Raw genomic sequence first — 20,089 nt, forward strand, 5'->3', positions numbered from 1 at the left:
TGTGCTCTTATCGGTCTTGTTGGGATCCTCCGCAGGGAGGGGTCTGCGGGGTAGCCGGGCGCGGGGGCCCTAACTGGTCGCCGCCGGGGGGGCGGGGGGCCCCGGGGCCCCCGGGGGGCAGGGGGCCCCGGGGCCCCCCGGGGGGGGGGGCGGGCCTTTTTGCCCGCCCCCCCGCCCCCCGCGCCGTACCCGGGTCGTGATCGCCTTCGGGAAGCCGGGACCGCTCACCCGAACGCACCACTGCCCGTTTCGCCCTCCCCTCCCGCAGGGAACCGGTGTCTGCGCTGACCGCGAATGGCACGAAGGGCGTGGAACATGACACGGAACAACGCGGCACCGCACGACCCGGGGGCACTCCAGGACATCGTGTCGGCCGTGTCCGCCGGTGCGCCCGCCTTCCGGGCATGCCCCCACCCCGCCTACGAGGCGCTGCGCGAGCACGCGCCCGTATGCCCGCTGACACCGCCGCACGGCGTCGAGACGTACCTGATCACCCGCTACGACGACGCCCGCGACGCGCTCTGCGACCCGCGGTTCAGCAAGGACATGCGCGGCGCCCTCGACACCTACCACGCCGTGTACGGGAGCTTCTTCGACGCACTCGACGACAACGTGCTCTTCTCCGACCCGCCGCGGCACACCCGCCTCCGCCGCTCCCTGCGCGGTGCCTTCAGCCCGCGGCGCGTCGAGGCCATGAGACCCCGCATCACCGAGATCGCCGGGAACCTCCTGCGGGAATGCGCGCGGAGCGACGAGGTCGACCTGATGCCCTCCTTCGCGTTCCCGCTGCCCATCGCGGTCCTGTGCGAACTGATGGGCATCCCGACGGCCGAACGCCCGGAGATCCTGCGGCAGTTCGCCGTGGTGTCGCGCTCCAGGTTCGACCCCGCCAAGAGCGCGGAACTGCGCGTCGCCGAGGAATGGCTGCGGAACCGGCTGGGGCAGCTGATCGCGCACACCCGCGCACACCCCTCCGACTGCTTCCTCAGCGACCTCGTCCACGCCGAGGAAGCCCTCGACGACACGGACCTGATCTCCTCCCTGTGGGTGATCTTCTTCGCGGGACACAAGACCACCGCCTTCCAGATCGGCAACGCGGTCCTCCACCTCCTGACGCGGCCCGGGCAACTGGAGAAGCTGCGCCGGGACCCGTCCCTGATCCCGGGCGCGGTCGAGGAGATCGTCCGCTTCGAGGGTTCGGTCGAGACCTCGACCTTCCGCTACGCCACGCAGGACGTCGAGATCCGCGGCACCCGGATTCCCAAGGGGTCCCTCGTCCAGATCGCCATCTCCTCCGCCAACCGGGACCCCCGGAAATTCGACTCCCCGGACGACCTCGACGTCACGCGCGCGGGACTCCAGGGGACACACCTCGGCTTCGGGCACGGCACCCACTACTGCCTGGGCGCCCCGCTGGCGCGGCTCGAACTGGAGATCGCGCTCACCTCCCTGCTGCTCGCCTTCCCCGACATGGAACTGGTGGAGCCGCACGAGAGCGCCGCGGCCTGGCTCAAGGGACCGGTGGCCGCCTTCCGGGGGCTTGAGCGGCTCCCCGTCGTCCTGGATCCGACGCGGACGCCCGGCCCCGACCCGGAGATGACCGGGACACCCGCGACGGTCTCCGCGACCCCCCGTACCTAACGAGCAGGACAGGTGGTGGATCGGCGATGCCCGACCCTTCGAGTACCTCTGGACCGGGCCTTCTCCGAACGCAGGCACCGGACGTGGACGAGCGGCGCCGCTCCACCGGGGCCCCGGGCGCGGTCCTCTCCGTCGGACACGACGCCGCAGCTCCGGGCCCCACCGCGATCCACGGCGTCCAGTCCAAGATCGACATGCACCACCACTACTGCGCGCCCCCGTGGCGGGAGTGGGCGGAACACCACGGGCTGATCGAGCGCGGGCAACTCCCGCCGTGGACCCTGCTCGACACCGAGGCCGCGATCGGCTTCATGGACCGCGCGGGAGTGGCGACGGCCGTCCTGAAACCGATGCTGCCGGCCCGGTACCGGTCGTCGGCCCAACTGCGCGAAGCCGTCAACATCACGCTTCAGTCCATGATCGAGGCGGCGACCTCCCACCCCGGACGGTTCGCCTTCTACGTACCGCTCTTCCTCGACGACCCCGAAGCCTCCTCATGGGCGATCCGCCGAGGGCTCGGGCAGCTCGGCGCCGTCGGCGTGAACGTGACGGCCAACTACGGCGGCGTCTACCTCGGCGACCCCGCGTACGACCGCGTGTTCCACGAGCTGAACGACCACCGCGCCGTCGTGGACACGCACCCCCACAACCTGCCGGGCTGCCCGCCGGGCACGACGACGGTCCCGGGCATCCCCAATTTCATGTGCGACTTCCTCCTGGACACCACGCGCGCCGCGTTGAACATGATCGCCAAGAGGACGCTGGACCGCTTCCCGGACATCTCGGTGGTCCTGCCGCACGCCGGCGGCTTCCTGCCCTCCATCGCGACGCGCATGCAGGCCCTCGGACGATTCTGCGACCCGCCCCTGGAACCGGCGGCCGTCCGGGACCACCTGCGACGCTTCTACTACGACACGGCGGGCCCGATGGCTCCGGCGGCGACCCTGCTGACCCATGTCCCCGCCGAACGCATCCTCTTCGGCACCGACTGGCCCGCCGCCCCGGCCGACACCGTCCTCGATCTCGCGCTGCCCGAGCTCGACGCGGACCCCGCCTTCACCCCGGAGCAACTCCAGGGGATCTACCACGACAACGCGCTGCGCCTCATTCCCCGCCTGGCCACCGTCTGAACCACCGGCCCGGCCGCGGCACGGACCGCGGGCGGCCGGAGCATCCACCGCGCCCGAAGGAGATTCGCATGGCCCGAACCCTGACGCCCGCCGCCAGGACCACCGTCTCGCTCGCCCTGGCGGCGGCCACGGTGCTGACCCACGTCTCGGCCGCCGTGGCCGCAGGACCCGAGGACCGGGGCCGGGCAGCCGCGGACCGGGCCGCCACCTACGCGGCGACGGCCCCGTACCACCGGCACGTTGCCGGGGTGGAGGCCGGATACGTACCGGACAAGTACTGCGTGGTCGACCGGACGGAGGGCAGGGGAGCGCTGGGCTACCCCCATTTCAACCACGCCTACGACAATTCCGTCGACCCGGCGAAGCCCGCGGCCCTGTACTACGAGGACGACGGGCGCGGCGGCAAGCGGCTCGTCGGCGTGCAGTGGCTGGTCTACGACCGCGACCGGAACCCGGCCACGGACGACGACCGGCCCACGCTGTTCGGCAGGCCCTTCACCGGCCCCCACCGCGGGAACTTCCCCGGTCAACCGGTGCACTACGCACTCCACCTGTGGCTCTGGAAGAAGAACCCCGCGGGCATGTACGCCACCTTCAACCCGGCGGTGACCTGCCTCCCCGGCACGACCCGCCCCCAGCCGTAGTCCCCCCGGTGGGGGCGGGGGACCGGCGGCGAACGGCTACCGCGGGTGCGCGGCCACGGGTTGACGGGCCAGGTCGGCGCGGTGCTCAACGGCCGTACGGAGCGCTGCCAGGCAAGGCGGGCAGTAGCGGTCCGCGGCCTCCGACACCGCGGTGAGGACGGCGCCCCCGTCACCGGCGCGCTTCCCGCACAAGGCGTGGCGGGACGGCAGCTGAGCGAGGACGTGCCAGAGGAGTTCACCCTGACCCGCTGTGGCCTCGGCGCACATTCTGTACATCGCGTACCCCTCGGTGCTCGACGTGGGCCGGAGCCGGCCCGTCTCCATCAGAGCCCGGCGGGACCGAAGCGGCCATCCGCGTTGGACCGCTCGGGTGAAATCCGCACCGTCGCGGTTTGACGCGTTCGGCCGGGCCGTGCCGCCACCCGGCCGAACGCGGGGCCGGGATCAGGGGCGGAAGCGCAACGGGTGGTCCTCCGGAACCTCCACGACCGCGATCCGCACCCCGTCCGGGTCGGCGATCCACATCTCGATCAGGCCCCAGGGTTCGCGCTGCGGGGGCCGCAGCACCTCGGCGCCCCGGCCGCGCAGCTCCTCGTACGCCGCGCCGGCGTCCGCGACCTGGAGCCACAGCCGCAGTCCCGGGGCGGGCGGGGCCTCGGCGCGCCCCGACACCTCCAGGAAACCGCCGCCGAGGAAGTAGACCGTGCCGCGCTCGGGGCCGGTACCGAACTCCCGGTAGACGGCGAGTCCCAAGGTGTCGCCGTAGAACGCTCGGGAACGCTCGGGATCCGTGGGACGCAGCAGAATCCTGCTGCCCAGTACGTGAACCATGCCCCCAGCCTCGCGCACGAAGCACCTGGCAGAGGGGATTCAGGCGGGCCAGGTCCCGATGAGCCGCTTGGTCGCCACGGCGCCGCTGCGGTCGATGCACGCCTTGACGACGGCGAAGATCGCCCCCTGCAACGCGGCGGCGATCAGGATCTCCCGCCACGAGCGGTCCTCGTCGGTGGCGTTCGGCGCGTCGCTGTCATGGCCGAGCCGTTTCCACACCTGTTTGAACGCCGCACCGGCCACTACACCACCGGCGGTACCCAGAGCCAGTCCCACGGGCCTGTAAACGATCTTCGAAGTCTTCACGGGTGCCTCTTCTCCGCGCGGCAGGTCACGCCCCGGCCGTCGGTCCTCTCATGCGCACCCCTGCCCGATCACGCCCGCCGCTAACCCGCGGGAAACCCTTGGCGGGATCCCCCGCGACGCTTCCGCGGTGCATCCGCCGGGCCGGGCGTCGGCGAAGAGCGGGCACAGAAGACGGCTGAAGGAGTCCCATGAACGTCACGCGGGGGAGGCGGGCGCCGGTGCTCGTGGTCGGTGCCGGCCTGGCCGGACTGGCCTGCGCCGCGGACCTGGCCGCGGCCGGCGTCCCGGTCTCGCTCCTCGAAGCAGGCGACGAGGTCGGCGGCCGCATGCGCACCGACGTGCGCGACGGCTTCCGGCTGGACCGGGGCTTCCAGGTGCTCAACACCTCCTACCCCCAGCTGAAACGGCGCCTGCCGCTGCGCGCCCTCGGGCTGCGCCCCTTCACCCCGGGCGCACTGGTCCACGGCCCGGCGGGCCGCGTCCGGTTCGGCGACCCCACCCGCAGACCCGCCGACGCCCTGCGGCTGCTGACCGACGGCCACGTGTCCCCGGCCGGAGCCGCCTCCTTCGCGGCGCTCACGGCCCGGGACCTGCTACTGCCCGCCGCCGTGCTGCGACGGATGCCCGACACGAGCACCCGGTCCGCGCTCCGCTCCTGGAGAGTGCCCGACGAACTGGTGGAGGGGTTCCTTCGCCCGTTCCTCTCCGGTGTCTTCCTCGAAGACGGGCTGGAGACCTCCAGCAGGGTCTTCCACCTGATCTGGCGCAGCTTCCTGCGCGGCTCACTGACCCTGCCCGCCGCCGGCATCGGGGCCGTGCCCCGCCGGCTCGCGGCCGACCTTCCGGCCCGCTGCCTGGAGCTGGGCACTGCGGTCGGCGCCCTCGCGGACGGGGGAGTGCTGCTGGCCGACGGGACGGAGCGGCCGGCCGCCGCCGTCGTGGTGGCCACCGATCCGGCCGCCGCGGCCGCTCTGCTGCCCGGGCGCCCGCCCACGCCCACGCGTACCGTGACCACCTACCACCACGCGTGTCCGCGCTCCCCGCTGCCCGAGCCGACGCTCCTGCTCGACGCGGCGGGCAGGTTCCTGAACACCTGCGTCCTGACCGAGGTGGCGCCGACGTACGCGGCGGACGGCCGCTCGCTCGTATCGACGTCGGTCCTCGGCGAGGACTCCCCGGCGCGGCGCCGGACCCTGCTCGACGCACTGTCCGAGGCGTACGGCACCGACGCGGGCGCCTGGGAGCCGGTGGCCGCCCTCACCGTGCGCGGAGCCCTCCCCGCCATGCCCGCGCCGTGGCCCCTGAGCCGGCGGACGCGCATCGGCGCGGGCCTGTACCTGTGCGGCGACTACCGGGCGACGGGTTCCGTCCAGGGGGCCCTGGCCTCCGGCGCCCGGGCGGCGCGGGAGGTCCTGCGGGACCTCACCGGGGCGGAGAACCGGACGTGACCGGGAACAACCCTCCCCGCGGCCGCGCCTGCGGGTGCGCGCCGCCCGAAGCCCCCGCACCATGGCTGTAGTCGTGAAATCGGGTAGTCGGGTAGTCGGGAAAGCGTGCAGCGGTCCCGGCGGCGTAAGGAGATCGCGATGGCCTCGGTGTCCTCAGCCTCCTCGGCGTCCTCGGATGCCGCGCCGCACGTGACCGCCTCGCCCTCCGAAGGCCCGGCCGGGGCTCGACTGCTGCTGGTACGCCACGCGAAGGCCGTACCGAAGGACGCGGCCGAGGACTTCGAGAGGGCCCTCAGCGATCGCGGTCGCGCCGACGCCCCCGAGACGGGCCGCTGGCTGGCGGAGTCGGGTTTCGCGCCCCACCTGGTGCTGTGCTCGCCGTCCCGAAGGACGCGTCAGACCTGGCAGCTGATCGCCCCGTCCGTGCCCGAGCCGCCCCCCGTCGTGTACGACGACAGGCTCTACAACGCGGCGCCCAACGCCCTGGTCACCGTCCTGGCGGAGCGGGGACGCCGACTCGGCCGGGTCATGCTCGTCGGCCACAACTCCGGTATCCACGAGCTGGCCTCGGCCCTGTGCGGGAGCGGCCCGCCGGACCTCCTGGACCGGCTGAGGGCAGGCTTCCCGACCTCGGGCGCCGTGCTGGTGGACCTTCCGGACGGGTGGGAAGGACTGGTTGCCGGGGCGGGGCGGCTGGCGGCCTTCTGGTCCCCGGCCCACTGACGGGAGGCGCCGGGGCCCGCAGCGGCGGCTCGGACGGGGATCAGGACGCCTCTCCCGCCGGCCGGGACGCGCAGGCGATGCACTCCGCGTCGATCTGGTCGGCCAACTGGGTGAGCGCCTCCGTCATCGCCAGGACGGTCCGGGGATCGGCATCGGGGGTGTCGCCCTCGGCCGCGGACGCCCAGTCGGCGGCCACGCTCCGCAGCAGCCCGGTGACCTGCTCCGCCGGGATGAGGAGGCCTCCTTCCTCCGTGGGGATCAGCGGAATGGGAAACGAATGCATGGAGCGGCCCCTCTCGTCTGGGGTGCGACCCGACGAGCGCCCCCTTCCTGGAGGGGCTACCCCGTCGCCGCCGAACCAATCGGTCGGGCCTCGGCCACCGCGGCCGTGCCGCGCCCCGTCAGTCGTGGATGCGGGACCTGCCGAGCTGACTCACGGCGGCGGGGTCCCAGTGGGCGAAGAAGACCGAGCGCCCGGTGTCCAGGGCGGCGATGCGGGTCATCTGCTCGTCGGTGAGCGCGAAGTCGAAGACGTCGACGTTCTCCGCCATCCGCTCGGCGCGGACCGACTTCGGAATGACGACGACTTGCCGCTGGACGAGCCAGCGCAGCACGACCTGGGCCACGGACCTGCCGTGTTCCGCGCCGATCGCGGCGAGGACCGGGTGGGAGAAGAGGTCGTTCCTGCCTTCGGCGAACGGCCCCCACGACTCGATCTGCACGCCCCGCTCGCGCATCAGGTCCTGGTCGGTGGTGCGCTGGAAGAAGGGGTGGGTCTCGATCTGGTTGACCGCCGGCGTGACCTCGTTGTGGTCCACCAGGTCGATGAGCCGGTCCGGGTAGAAATTGGACACGCCGATCGCCTTGACGCGGCCCTCGCGGTTCAGTGCCTCCATGGCGCGCCACGAGCCGTAGACGTCGCCGTAGGGCTGGTGGATCAGGTACAGGTCGAGGTAGTCCAGCCCCAGGGCGCGAAGCGACGTCTCGAAGGCCCGCCGCGTGTTCTTCTCGCCCGCGTCCTGCACCCACACCTTGGTGGTGACGAACAGCTCGTCTCGGGGGATGCCGCTGCGGGCGAGGGCCCGCCCGACAGCCTCCTCGTTCCGGTAGGCGGCGGCGGTGTCGAGCAGCCGGTAGCCCGCGGCCAAGGCGTCGGTGACGGCCCGCTCGGTCTCCTCGGGCGGGATCTGGTAGACGCCGAAGCCGAGGACGGGCATCTCGACGCCGTTGTTCAGCGTGACGCTCTGCATCAGGTCTCCTTCGCTGCGGAGCGGGACCCGGGCCGGGACCGGGTCCAGGCCCGGGTCCGGGTCCCGCCCCGCCGATCACCCGGGCGTTCGTCCTCCGCCACCCTCCCGCGTCCGGCGCGCTCGCGCGAACCGGGCGCTCACGCGGGGGCCGGGCCGTCGAACGGGAGCTCCTCGGGCTCCGCCTCGGTGACGTGCATGGCCGCCTCCTCGGCGCTGGCGGCGCCGCCGTCGATGCCGCGGTCCTGTGCGGTGAGCTCCTTGACCGTGTCGGGGTGCGCCCCTTCGTCCGGGGCCACCAGGCGGCCGGCTCGGGCGAGGCCGGCCTCGACGTCGACGGGTTCCCCCTCGCCGTCGGGCACGTCCCCGATCCCGTCCCCTTCCCATGCGGCCACCTCGGGAAGCTCCTGGGAAAGCCTCGCGTCCAGTCCCTCGCCCTCGGCCTGCTCGGCGGCCGTGGTGCCGTGCTTGGTCACGCCCAGGGGCTTCTCGGGAGGCGAGTACCCCTCGTCCAGCGTGTCGTCGTAGGTGCGCCCGTCGAGGGCGTTCTGGAGGTCCGGGTCGGCAGCGAGTGACGATCCGTCGTCCCCTTGCCCCTGGGAGCCGTCCGGCTGGTACACGTCGTTCGCCAGCGGGGTGTCGTCGCTCATGGTGCGCTCCTCGTGCCGTGGACCCTCTGAGTCCTTCGCTGCTCTCATGGGCGCCTTTCCCGCCCACGCGTCGGCAAACGGCGAACGGTCCCCGCCACGGCCGTACGAGGGGAGCCGGCCGGCCCGATGTGTGCGGGCCGGTCGACGGGGCAGGCGCGGCGGCGTCCGCTACTGCCTCCTGGCCGTCCGGTTCGCATGACCGGACCCTCCGGGGCAACCGCCACCTCCAACCGTTTTCCTCCGTATCTCGTGGGTAAGAGATGTTTCATCCCGAATCTTCGACATCAATAGTTGACACCCGTGGAATGGAGACACTGTGTCCGTCGTCAAGAACGCCCTTCCGGAAGCCGATCTGAAGGTGGTCGGTGAGGCCCTCCAGGGCGCTCTGGTGGACCTGGTGGACTTGGCGCTCGTCGCCAAGCAGGTGCACTGGAACGTCGTGGGCCCCCGCTTCCGCTCCGTCCACCTCCAGCTCGACGAAGTCGTCAGCTCCGCGCGGATCCACTCCGACGTGGTCGCCGAGCGCGCCGCGGCCCTCGGTGTGACCCCCGACGGCCGAGCGGCGACGGTGGCGTCGTCCGGGGCGATCAACGGAGTGCCGGAGGGCTGGATCAAGGACGTGGACGCCGTACGCGTCCTGGTCGACGCCCTGAGCACGGTGACCGGCCGCATGCGGGAGCGCATCCACGCCACGGGGGACCCCGACCCCGTGACCCAGGACATCCTGATCGGCCTGACCGGCGACCTCGAAAAGCACCACTGGATGTTCGCCGCCGAAAACGTCTGAGCGTCGCACGTCGCCCACCGGGGCGGGCCGGGCCCGGGTCGCGCATGCGACCGGCCCGGCCCGGCCGCGCGTAGCGCCGAGCCCGGCGCAACCGCCGGGAGCGACACGGTCGGTCACCGCGCCGCGGCGGAGGCCGAAACGGAACGGGGTTGCACCGGCTGCACCGGCGCCGTCGAGGGCAGCGCGGGATCAAGAATCAGGGCCGCGTTCGCGCGCTACGTCAACTCCCTGTAGAAAGAACTTGGTTGAGCGGCGCAGCCCGAACGGTGCTCCTGACGGCGCCCCGCCGGGCCGCGCCGCTCGACCACCTGCGCGCGGCGGGCGGCGCGGCGTGCGCGCGGCGGGACGCCCCAGGACGCGGGCCGCGGACCCGGCCGCCTACCGGCTCAGCTCCGGCGACAGGTGCGCGGACAGGGCGCGGAGGAAGCCCGCCGCATCGAAGGCAGCGCCGGCGGAGACGACGCCGACCGCCCGCGTCGCTCCCGTGAGGACCCGGTGGACCGCCTCCACCGCGAGCGGCGCACTGACGGCGTAGATGTCCCGCCCGCTCGCCACGGCGCGCCGCCGCGCCCCGCCGCAACGTACGACGACATCGACGACGAACGTCTGGTCGGACCGCCCGCGCGCATCGGTGGCGGTCGGCGCCGGAGTGTCCGGGGCCGCCAGGTCCCCGGCCGCCTCGACCGTCATGTAGGTGCGCACCTCGGGGACGGCCAAGTGGCTGGGCACCGTGACGACATCGGTCGTCGTGAAGTCCCCGATCACGGCCCGGGCGCCCATCGGTTCGGGGAAGGCCCAGTCCAGCGTCGTCACGGCGTCGTCGCGGTACTCCAGCCGCCCGCCGCTGTAGCGGACGCGCCGGCCGTCCCGGCGCTGCCGCGAGACCGCGCCCGCCGCGCGGGTACCCGCCGTGGGGTGCCACCCGCTCAACCCGTAGGCGATGTGCGCCTCGTCGGCCGACGTCCACTCACCCATCGCCGCGGTGACCAGCAGGTCGCCGAGCCCGCCGAAGAAGGCCATCGCGGGGATCACCACGGCGCCCGTCTCGCGGGCGCGCTCCCCGAACCGCGCGAAGGTGTCGAGATTGGCCTCGATCTCGGCCGCCACGTCCACGTACGGGATCCCCGCGCGCAATGCCGCCTCGACCACCGGGCCGGAAGTCGTCGCGAAGGGCCCGGCGCAGTTGATCACCGCGTCCGCGCCGGCCAGCGCGCGATCCAGCGCCGCCGGGTCGTCCACCGGAGCCGGCCGTACCTCCAGCCCCGCACCCTCCGCCGCGAGCGCCTCCAGCTTGCCCGCGTCGCGGCCGGACAGGAGCGGCACGTACCCGCGTTCCAGCAGCTCCGCCACCACGAAACGCCCCGTGTGCCCGTAGGCGCCGAACACCGTCACCGTGCGACCCGATCCCATTGCGTGCTCCCCGCGTCATGCGAACCCTCAACTGCCTCCATCCTGGCGGCCGTGGTCGACCCGCCGTGAGTGTCCGGAACGACGCCGCCCGTACACTTTCGGACATGAGTACGGTCGCACTCGCCGTCACCGACGGCATGCTCCACTTCGAGATGTCCGTGGCGTCCGAGGTCTTCGGCAGCGAGCCCTCCGGCGTGCCCGACCCCTGGTACCGCGTGTCCGTCCGCGGGCCGCGCGCCGTGCGCGTGGGCCGGTTCCGGCTGGAGCCCGACTGCGGGCTCGACCAACTCCCTTACGCGGACACGGTGATCGTCCCCGGCTGGGCCGATGTCGACGTGGACCCGCCCGCGGACCTGGTCGACGCGGTACGCGCGGCCCACGAGGCGGGCGCCCGGGTGGCCTCCCTGTGCACGGGTGCCTTCGTCCTGGCGGCAGCCGGCCTGCTGGACGGCCGGCGCGCCACCACCCACTGGGCACACACCCGCGCCCTGGCCGCCCGGTACCCCAGGGTGGAGGTCGACCCGGACGTGCTCTACGTGGACAACGGCAGCGTCCTCACCTCCGCCGGCAAGGCCGCCTCGTTGGACCTGTGCCTGCACCTGGTCCGCCTCGACCACGGCTCGGCGATCGCCAACACGGTCGCCCGCAACCTGGTCGTCCCCCCGCACCGGGCCGGCGGTCAGGCGCAGTTCGTCACCGCCCCGGTACCCGCCCAGGACGACCACCCGCTCGCCGCGCTGCTCCCCTGGGTGCTCGAACGGCTCGACCGCGCACTGACCGTCGAGGACCTGGCCCGCCGGGCGAACATGAGCTCGCGCAACCTGGGCCGCCACTTCAGGTCGGCGACCGGCACCACCCCGCTGCAATGGCTGCTGATCCAGCGGATCCGGCGCGCCCAGGAGCTGCTGGAGACCACCGGCGAGAGCGTCGACGCCATCGCGACGGCCACCGGCATGGGCACCGCCACGACGCTGCGGCGGCACTTCAACCGCACCATCGGCGTGCCGCCGGACACCTACCGCCGGACCTTCCGCACCGCCCGCTCCAGTGCCCGCTGACGAACCGCCACCGGACCGTCGGGGCCCGGCCCGATGCGGTTCCGGCCGGTGAAAGCAGAGAACGGTCCGACCCGCCGCGCCGTACGGCCGGGTGACCCCGGCCGTGCCCGCGAAGACGGCGGCCCCCTGCCGTGCCCGTGGCGCGGCGGGGCTCCCGTCCCGCCGGACCGGTCAACCGCGACACGCGGGAGCGGCCCCCCGGACGGTAACGATCGCATCTCGATCGGCCAGCTGATGGAACCCGGCCAGGGCATCGCCCGTAGCGACGTTCTCCATCACCCTCCGCGAAAGCGGGTTCCTCCCAAAAGCCCGCACGCGTGACTGAGCTCCGGCTTCCGCTTCGCACTCCGTAACGGGTGCGAGCGGAGCCTTTCGGCCAACAGCCGTTCAATTCACAACAGTTACCTGTGAGGCGGATGTGAGGATGCGCTCGCGGCAAGACGAGTGATCTTGCCTGCCCGAAAGGCAGACAACATGAACCGCATCACGGGGGACAGGGCGAGGCGTGACACTGCCCGCACGTCCCCGACGCGAGGCCGGGTCAGAGCCCACCGAAGCAAGGTGCTGCCCCGCATAGCCGTGGCCCTCGCCACGGCCCTGGCCCTGGAAGCCGCGCTGGTCGTGAGCTCCACCGGTCAGGCGGTCGCCGTCCCGTCGGCGCCCTCGACTCCCCAGAAGCAGAAGGACAAGCCGTACGCCAAGGAGGCCAAGGACCTTCCCTCGGCGCACGTGGCGGCCAGGCTGTCGGGCCAGCGCGTGGAGGCACTGTCCGAGCGCACCGAAGACTCCTCCACCTACGCCAACCCCGAAGGCACCACCACCGTCGAGTCCGCGAGCGGGCCGGTCCGCTTCCGCGACCAGGCCGGTGCCTGGAAGCCCGTCGACGTCAGCCTCGTCAAGACCGGCGACGGCGGAGCCCGCGCCCAGGCGCACCCGCTGGGCCTCAAGCTCGCGGGCCGTACGCCCGAGGCCGCGGCCGCCAAGGTGCGGGCCTCGGGAGGCGCCGCGGGCGAGGTCAAGACCCCTTCGGTCCCGCTCGTGTCGCTGAACGGGAAGGCCAAGGACCTCACCGTCGGCTGGCGCGGCATCCTGCCCGAGCCCGCCATCGAGGGCAACCGCGCACGCTACGTCGACGCGCTGACCCGGACCGACCTGATCATCGAGTCCACCCGTACCGGCTTCGAGCAGTTCCTCGAACTCAAGGACCGCAGCGCGATCGCCGCGAACGGTTCCGTCACCCTCACGCTGAACGCCAAGGGCGTCAAGGCACACGCCCATGCCGACCGGTCGGTCACCTTCCTCGACGACAAGGGCAACCAGGTCGGCGAGCTGCCCGCCCCCGTCATGTGGGACGCACAGGTCGACCCGAAGTCCGGCGACCACAAGAACATCGCCGACGTAGGCCTCAAGGTCACCCAGCAGGGCGACCAGATCGACCTGACGCTCACTCCGGACGCGGCCTTCCTGGCCAACCCGAAGACCGCCTTCCCGGTCACCATCGACCCCGCGGTGAGCATCGGCGTCGGCTTCGACACCTTCGTCCAGCAGGGCTACGCGGTCGACGTCTCCGCGCAGACCGAGTTGAAGCTCGGCAACAACGGCTCCAGCCAGATCGCCCGCTCCTTCCTCACCTTCCCCATGGCGAAGATGACGGGCCGGCAGATCCTGGACGCCAAGCTCAACCTGTGGAACTTCCACTCCTGGTCCTGCACGGCCAAGAGCTGGGAGGTCTGGGACACCGGCTCCGCCTCCACCGCCACGCGCTGGACCGCGCAGCCCGGCTGGAACAAGAAGTGGGCCTCCAGCACCTCCACGAAGGGCTACTCCAGCTCCTGCAACGACGGTTGGACCAGCCAGAACATCACGTCCCTGGCCGCCGCCTGGGCCGCCAACGGCAACGGCAGCAACACCCTCGGCATCCGGGCCACGGACGAGACGGACCCGTACGGCTGGAAGAAGTTCAACTCCGGCAACGCGGCGTCCAACACCCCGTACCTCTCGGTGACCTACAACACCAAGCCCGGCGCGGCCACCCCCGTCGCCCCGCTGACCGGCGTCGCGACGAACGACACCACGCCGACCCTCACGGGCAAGGCCACCGACCCGGACGGCAACACCGTCCAGCTCAGCTACGAGATCTGGACGCCGAGCGGCACCGCGGCCCTCCAGACGGGCAAGTCCGCGTTCACCGCTTCCGGCGGCAACGCCCCGTGGACCCCGACCACCGCGCTGGCCCCCGGCCAGTACAAGTGGCGAGCCGGCGTCTACGACGGATCCGCCTGGAACGGCGCCTGGTCGGCCTGGCAGACCTTCACGGTGGACACCGCCGCCCCGGCGGTCGCCAGCATCTCCTCGACCGACTTCCCGGCGGGCCAGTGGTCCGGCACCCCGGACGCGAACGGCGACTTCACCGGCAACTTCACCTTCACGCCGCCCGCGGCGGACGTGAAGGAGATCCAGTACTCGCTGGACGGCGGCACCTGGACCACCGTGGCCACCACCACGGCCGTCACCCGCGCGCTGACCTTCGGCGCGGGCGAGCACACCCTGAGGGCCAAGGCCCGCGACGCGGCCGGCAACACCTCCGCGGAGTCCGCCCACACCTTCTCCGCCGGCGGCGGTTCCGCGCTCCTGACGCCCGCCGAGGGCGAGCGCCCGGCCCGCCGCGTGGCCCTGTCCGCGCAGGGCAAGGACGTCCACAACGGCGTCGTCTACCAGTACCGCCGCGGTGAGACGGACACCTGGAAGGACGTCCCCGCCGCCAACGTCCGCAAGACCGCGGACGGCTCCGTCCTCGCCGGCTGGCCGGCCTCCGCCCCGCAGGGGCAGCCGATCGCCCTGAGCTGGGACATCACCGACACCTTCGCCACCGACGGCGCGATCGACGTGCGGGCCGGCTTCACCACCGGCTCGGGATACAGCTACTCCCCGCACCACACGGTCACCGTGGACCGCAACGCGGGCACCGCGCCCAACACCGCGCTCGGACCCGGCACGCTCAACGAGCTGACCGGTGACTTCGCGCTCACCGAGACCGACGCCAACGCCTTCGACATGTCGGTCACCCGCACCGCCTCCTCGCGCCGCCCCGGCGCCGGCGCGCCGCAGGACGGCCAGGCGCCGATCTTCGGCAAGGAGTGGACCTCCGGCACGGTCGCGGAACTGACCGACAGCAGCTGGTCCTACCTGAAGAAGACCTCCGCGACCTCGGTCTCGGTCGTCGACAACACCGGCGAAGAGACCGCCTTCACCGCCACCACGGGCGGCGGTTGGAAGTCCGAGCCGGGCGCCGAGCACCTGGCCCTGACCGGCTCCCTGGCCGGCTCCTTCACCCTGAAGGAGAACGACGGCGCCACCCTCACCTTCGCCAAGGCCGACGCGGCCGGCCTGAGCTGGCCGCTGACCAGCGCCACCAAGAGCGGCCTGGAACACTCCACCACCACGGTGGTCTCCGAGTCCGTGGCCGTCGACGGCAAGCAGCTGGCCCGCCCCAAGCGGATCATCGCGCCCACGTCCGCCGCCACGGCCGCCACCTGCGCGGCCACCCCGGCCACCAAGGGCTGCCGCTCGCTGGAGTTCGTGTACGCGGACACCACCACCGCCACCGGCCACTCCACGGCCGCCGAGTTCGGCGACTTCTCCGGCCAGGTCAAGGAGATCCGCCTGTGGTCCACCTGGGGCGGCGCCGCCTCGGCGACCTCCCAGGCCGTCGCCACCTACCGCTACGACGCGTCCGGTCGGCTGCGCCAGGCCTGGAACCCCAACCTGAACCAGGGCATGCAGACCCAGTACTCCTACGACGCCGCGGGCCGGATCACCTGGTACCACGCCCAGTCGGAGATCCCCTGGGACCTCACCTACGGCAGGGCCGGCAACGCCGCGACCGCCGGTGAGGGCATGCTGCTCAAGGCCTCGCGCAAGGGGCTGAAGCAGGGCACCGCCGATGTCGAGGAAGGCACCGCCGCCACCAGCATCGTCTACGACGTCCCCCTCACCGGGACCAAGGCTCCGTACAAGATGGGCGCCGCGGACGTGAAGGCCTGGGGGCAGACCGACACCCCGACCGACGCCACCGCCATCTTCCCGGCGGACGCGGTCCCGTCCGGCCACTCCGGCTCCGGCCTCGCGGCCGGCGACTACCGCCGTGCCACCATCACCTACGTCAACGCCTCCGGCCGCGAGGTCAACACCGCCCAGCCGGGCGGCCACATCTCGGCCACCGAGTACGACCACCACGGCAACACGGTGCGCGACCTCACCGAGGCCAACCGCGCGCTCGCGCTCGGCATCACCGACGCCGACAAGGCTGCCCTGGCCGACCTCGGCATCAACGGCCTGTCCACCGCGGACCGCGCCGAACTGCTCTCCACCCGTTCGCAGTACAACCCGACCGGCACCCGCGAGCTCCAGGAGCTCGGGCCGCTGCACCGGATCTCGCTGACGGAAGACCTCAAGTCCGGCAGCACCACGGTCGCACCCGCCGGCTCCTCGGTCGTCGCGCGCGGCTGGACGGTGAACGAGTTCGACGCGGCCCGTCCCATCAACGGCACGGCCACCGTCGAGGACCAGATCACCCGCACCACCACGGGCGCCCAGCTGCTGGTGCACCCGACCCTGCACGCCGAACCCCGCGTCACCCAGACGGTGTACGACTGGGTCAAGGGCCTGCCCACCCAGACCATCCAGGACCCGGCCGGTCTGGCCATCACCAGCACGACCCAGTACGACGCCCAGGGCCGGGCCGTGAAGTCCCTGCGCCCCGGATCCACCGGTGAGGACGCCGCCGCGTTCGCGACCCGCTACTGGTCCGCGACCGGCACCGGCACCTGCGCAGGCCGTCCCGAGTGGGCGGACCTGCCGTGCTCCAGCGGCCCCGCGGCCGCCACGACCGGCGGCGCCGGCAACCCGGCCGAACTGCCCGGTGCCGTCGTCGAGTACAACTGGTGGGGCGAGCAGTCCAAGGTCATCGAGACCGCGAACGGCGTCACCCGCACCACCGTCACCGAGTTCGACAACGCCGGGCGCCCGACCTCCGTGAAGACCACGGGCGGCGTGGGCACCGCGGTCCCGGACCGGAACTTCGAGTACGACCCGCACACCGGCGACGTCGTGAAGACGACCTCCCCGACCGGCGGCACCATCAGCGAGCAGTACGACAAGCTCGGCCGCCTCATCTCCTACACCGACGCCGACGGCGGCGTCACCAAGACCGAGTACGACCTGCTGAACCGTCCGGTCAAGATCACCGACTCCTCGCCGTCGACGGTCACCTACACCTACGACCACAACGCCGAACCCCGAGGCCTCGTCACCAGCACCACCGACTCGGTGGCCGGTACGTTCTCGGCGACCTACGACGTGGACGGCGGGGTGGCCGCCGAGAAGCTCCCCGGCGGCTACACGCTCACCGAGCGCGAGGACTCCACCGGTTCAGCGGTCGCGCGTACCTACACGCGCGACAGCGACGGCCAGCTCGTGTACACCGACACCGTGAGCCCCTCGGCCCACAAGCAGGCCGTCAACCACGCGGGTTGGTCCGCCCAGGAGTACACCTACGACCGTGCCGGGCGCCTCACCAAGGTGAACGACAGCGTCGGCGACACCTGCACGACCCGCTCCTACACCTTCGACAAGCGCAGCAACCGCACCGGCCTGACCACGGCGGAAGGCGCCGCCGGCGCCGACTGCCCCACCACGGGCGGCACCACCCGCACCTACGCCTACGACACGGGTGACCGGCAGATCGAGTCGGGCTACGCCTACGACGCGTTCGGCCGCACCACCTCCCAGCCCGGCAGCACCGTCAACTACTACGCCAACGACCTGGTGCAGCAGATGACGGCCGGCAACCAGCGCCAGACCTGGACGCTGGACGCCGCGCACCGCTTCCGTACCTGGACCGTGGAGTCCCAGGCCGACGGCGTGTGGTCGCAGGAGCAGGCCAAGCGCAACCACTACGACGGCCAGAGCGACAACCCGCGCTGGATCGTCGAGAACGCCACCACCGGCGAGCTCACCCGCAACGTCGAGTCGGCCGCGGGCCTGCTCTCCGCCACCACCGGCAGCCAGGGCGGCACCGTCCTCCAGCTGACCAACATCCACGGCGACGTCGCCCTCCAGCTGCCGCTGGACCCGGCCGATGCCCCGCAGGTGCTGGACAACGACGAGTGCGGCAACGCACGGGCCGGCCAGCCGGCCACCCGCTACAACTGGCTGGGCGCGCAGCAGCGCTCCAGCGAGGCGCTCGCCGGCACCCTGCTGATGGGCGTCCGCCTGTACAACCCGGCCACCGGCCGCTTCCTGTCCGTCGACCCCGTTCCTGCGGGATCGCCGAACTACTACGGCTACCCGGCCGACCCGGTCAACATGGTCGACCTGGACGGCCGCGGCTGGAGCAAGGTCTGGTCCTACTACCTGGCGGACCGCCAGGCGAAGGCACTGGCCAAGGCCCTCAAGAAGGGCGGCAACATCGCGAAGACCCTCGCCAAGTGGGTCGGTCGCATCCCGACGGCGGCGAGCAAGGCGCTGAGCGCGGCGCTCTACGTCCTCGGCTACGGCGCCAGCTACTTCGGCTGGAAGATCCAGTACGCGGCCACGCGGCGCGGTTCCGGAGTGATGATCCGCTTCGGCGTCTGGAAGACCAAGAAGTGGGGCATGAGCTGGTACTACCCGAAGCTGTCGATCGAGGCGTCGAACGGCTGGTGGTAGAAGGAGCACGGGCCGCTGACGGTCTAGGCTCTTCGGCAACTCACTGAACAGTTCGACGAATCCGGTGCCCGCGCGAACCCTCCGGGGTCCGCGCGGGCACCGGCCCATCTCGACCGCGAGGTCGTACCTCGGCCTCGTACCGCGACGTCGTACCTCGCCTCGTACCGCGAGGTCGTACCTCGGCCTCGTACCCCGACACCGCCACTTCGCCACCGAAGGACCACAATGATCAACAGCGACGGCAGCCTCCCGGACCGGGAGACGTTGACGGAACTGATGGAAGCCGAGCGCACCCGCGCCCTGCTCGGCATCATGCCGCCCTGGGCGTACTTCGTCCTCAGCCTGGTGTGCGCCGCGGGCGTCTGGCTGCCGAACGAGACCGCGGCCACCGCCGTCGCCGTGACCGGCATCTTCGTCCCCGGCCTGCACATGATGCTCCGGATCCGCCCCCTCGCCGCGGCGATCACGGTCTACGACCTCGACGACGCCGAGGAGTCGGCGGCCGACCGCGACTCCACCCCGGCCGACGAGGCAGCGGCGCAGCACCTGGCCGCCCGAATGATCGGTGGGGTGATCCTCGTCGTCTCGGTCGTCATGGTCCTGGCCGCGCTCCTGATCCCGATGAGCTGGCTGCGTACGGCACTGCCCCTGGCGTGCCTCTGGTTCGCCCTGGACCTCTACCGTGCCCGTGGCCGCCGCCGCCACTCCGACGAGGTCATCTCCCGCGCCGCCGGCCAGGATTGGTACCCGGCGTACACGCGGTTCATCGAAGCCCGCCGGACCGTCCTGGCCTGAGCCTGCACATCCCCCGTCTCGCGGCAGGACCGCGAGACGGCCCGCCCTCGACCCTCACCACGTGCGCGGGCTGCGCCCGACCCGCGGGGCCTGCGCCGCTCCAACTGCCATGCTCCGTGGCGCACTCCGGCGCCTCGTACCCCGCCCTCCGGCGGTGCGGACATTCTGGAACGACGGGGAAGCCCCGTTGGACGGCTTCCGCAGGGTCTCGTCGCCGAGGTCGACATACTGACTCACTGCGGTCCCTTGCGCATGCTCATGGCAGGTCGGCGTATCCAGCCCGCTCGTGGCTGTCGCCCGGAGGGGCCCTCGGGCCGGTTGTCGACGCCCGCCCACTGACGTCGCGTCGGCCGGAACGTCCCCGCACCCCGCAACAGGCTGCTTCCGCACGGCCGAAGGCTTTCTCTGACATGTCACGGCCGCGTCAATCCAGGATCGGGCCACAAAGCCGTACGTCTCTCCCTGCCCGCCGCCCGGCGGAACGGGGGTCTTGATTTGTCGGGGCGGTGGCGGAGCGGCGCCGGGAGGGAGTGGCCGATGCGAGTCCGGGCGCACCTCATGGGACTCCACAGCCTCTGGAGCCTCTGTCGTCCCGTGGGTTGGGTGGTGGGGGGTGGGGGTGTGATGTGGTTCACGTGGGGGGTGGGTGGGGTGGTTTGGTGGGGGGTGGGGGTTTTGGGTGGGTGGTGGGTGGGGGGTGGTGGCTGGTTT

General features: G+C 72.3%; 16 protein-coding genes. 9 read left to right on the top strand and 7 right to left on the bottom strand.

The window, feature by feature from the left end:
- The first annotated feature begins 315 nt into the window (after positions 1 to 315).
- The 3 genes from ACWFQ8_RS31730 (at position 316) to ACWFQ8_RS31740 (ending at position 3,415) form a co-directional block, all read left to right on the top strand.
- The gene (locus ACWFQ8_RS31730) at positions 316 to 1,641 is read left to right on the top strand and encodes a cytochrome P450 family protein (protein WP_453789738.1); all 1,326 of its coding nucleotides are present in this window, start codon (positions 316 to 318) and stop codon (positions 1,639 to 1,641) included.
- An 83-nt stretch (positions 1,642 to 1,724) separates the two neighbouring features.
- A complete protein-coding gene (locus ACWFQ8_RS31735; RefSeq protein WP_453789739.1) occupies positions 1,725 to 2,771 on the top strand; it encodes an amidohydrolase family protein in 1,047 nt (348 codons plus the stop codon).
- 68 nt (positions 2,772 to 2,839) lie between these two features.
- Positions 2,840 to 3,415 carry a hypothetical protein gene (locus tag ACWFQ8_RS31740; RefSeq protein WP_453789740.1) on the top strand — a complete coding sequence of 192 codons (576 nt, stop codon included), beginning with the start codon at positions 2,840 to 2,842 and terminating at the stop codon, positions 3,413 to 3,415.
- A 36-nt stretch (positions 3,416 to 3,451) separates the two neighbouring features.
- Here ACWFQ8_RS31740 and ACWFQ8_RS31745 read toward each other — a convergent pair whose 3' ends face one another.
- From ACWFQ8_RS31745 to ACWFQ8_RS31755, 3 genes are all read right to left on the bottom strand, one after another.
- Entirely contained in the window at positions 3,452 to 3,691 is a 240-nt protein-coding gene (locus ACWFQ8_RS31745; protein WP_453789741.1) for a hypothetical protein, read from the bottom strand.
- Between the two features lie 168 nt (positions 3,692 to 3,859).
- Positions 3,860 to 4,246 (bottom strand): VOC family protein, encoded by a 387-nt coding sequence (locus tag ACWFQ8_RS31750; RefSeq protein WP_453789742.1) that lies wholly within the window; start codon positions 4,244 to 4,246, stop codon positions 3,860 to 3,862.
- Between the two features lie 39 nt (positions 4,247 to 4,285).
- Complete coding sequence (locus tag ACWFQ8_RS31755; protein ID WP_453789743.1) at positions 4,286 to 4,552, bottom strand: DUF4235 domain-containing protein; 267 nt, start codon at positions 4,550 to 4,552, stop codon at positions 4,286 to 4,288.
- 188 nt (positions 4,553 to 4,740) lie between these two features.
- Between ACWFQ8_RS31755 and ACWFQ8_RS31760 the strand changes: the two genes are divergently transcribed.
- Both ACWFQ8_RS31760 and ACWFQ8_RS31765 read left to right on the top strand, forming a co-directional pair.
- Positions 4,741 to 6,000 carry an FAD-dependent oxidoreductase gene (locus ACWFQ8_RS31760; protein WP_453789744.1) on the top strand — a complete coding sequence of 420 codons (1,260 nt, stop codon included), beginning with the start codon at positions 4,741 to 4,743 and terminating at the stop codon, positions 5,998 to 6,000.
- A gap of 138 nt (positions 6,001 to 6,138) precedes the next feature.
- Positions 6,139 to 6,723 (top strand): SixA phosphatase family protein, encoded by a 585-nt coding sequence (locus ACWFQ8_RS31765; protein ID WP_453789745.1) that lies wholly within the window; start codon positions 6,139 to 6,141, stop codon positions 6,721 to 6,723.
- Between the two features lie 40 nt (positions 6,724 to 6,763).
- Here ACWFQ8_RS31765 and ACWFQ8_RS31770 read toward each other — a convergent pair whose 3' ends face one another.
- From ACWFQ8_RS31770 to ACWFQ8_RS31780, 3 genes are all read right to left on the bottom strand, one after another.
- Positions 6,764 to 7,006, bottom strand: a complete 243-nt coding sequence (locus ACWFQ8_RS31770) for a DUF6213 family protein (protein WP_453789746.1) — start codon at positions 7,004 to 7,006, stop codon at positions 6,764 to 6,766.
- 118 nt (positions 7,007 to 7,124) lie between these two features.
- Positions 7,125 to 7,973 (bottom strand): aldo/keto reductase, encoded by an 849-nt coding sequence (locus ACWFQ8_RS31775; RefSeq protein ID WP_453789747.1) that lies wholly within the window; start codon positions 7,971 to 7,973, stop codon positions 7,125 to 7,127.
- 137 nt (positions 7,974 to 8,110) lie between these two features.
- Positions 8,111 to 8,620 (bottom strand): DUF5709 domain-containing protein, encoded by a 510-nt coding sequence (locus ACWFQ8_RS31780; protein ID WP_453789748.1) that lies wholly within the window; start codon positions 8,618 to 8,620, stop codon positions 8,111 to 8,113.
- 316 nt (positions 8,621 to 8,936) lie between these two features.
- On the opposite strand from ACWFQ8_RS31780, the gene ACWFQ8_RS31785 reads away from it, so the two are divergent.
- The gene (locus tag ACWFQ8_RS31785) at positions 8,937 to 9,407 is read left to right on the top strand and encodes a Dps family protein (RefSeq protein ID WP_453789749.1); all 471 of its coding nucleotides are present in this window, start codon (positions 8,937 to 8,939) and stop codon (positions 9,405 to 9,407) included.
- Positions 9,408 to 9,785: 378 nt separating this feature from the next.
- Here ACWFQ8_RS31785 and ACWFQ8_RS31790 read toward each other — a convergent pair whose 3' ends face one another.
- Positions 9,786 to 10,817, bottom strand: a complete 1,032-nt coding sequence (locus ACWFQ8_RS31790) for a saccharopine dehydrogenase family protein (protein ID WP_453789750.1) — start codon at positions 10,815 to 10,817, stop codon at positions 9,786 to 9,788.
- Positions 10,818 to 10,921: 104 nt separating this feature from the next.
- Here ACWFQ8_RS31790 and ACWFQ8_RS31795 point away from each other — a divergent pair, with 104 nt between their 5' ends.
- From ACWFQ8_RS31795 to ACWFQ8_RS31805, 3 genes are all read left to right on the top strand, one after another.
- The gene (locus ACWFQ8_RS31795; protein WP_453789751.1) at positions 10,922 to 11,875 is read left to right on the top strand and encodes a helix-turn-helix domain-containing protein; all 954 of its coding nucleotides are present in this window, start codon (positions 10,922 to 10,924) and stop codon (positions 11,873 to 11,875) included.
- Between the two features lie 564 nt (positions 11,876 to 12,439).
- Positions 12,440 to 18,583 carry a DNRLRE domain-containing protein gene (locus ACWFQ8_RS31800; RefSeq protein ID WP_453789753.1) on the top strand — a complete coding sequence of 2,048 codons (6,144 nt, stop codon included), beginning with the start codon at positions 12,440 to 12,442 and terminating at the stop codon, positions 18,581 to 18,583.
- 225 nt (positions 18,584 to 18,808) lie between these two features.
- The gene (locus tag ACWFQ8_RS31805) at positions 18,809 to 19,378 is read left to right on the top strand and encodes a hypothetical protein (RefSeq protein WP_453789752.1); all 570 of its coding nucleotides are present in this window, start codon (positions 18,809 to 18,811) and stop codon (positions 19,376 to 19,378) included.
- The last annotated feature ends 711 nt before the right edge of the window (positions 19,379 to 20,089 follow it).

The organism is Streptomyces sp. NPDC055254 (genome assembly GCF_053606025.1).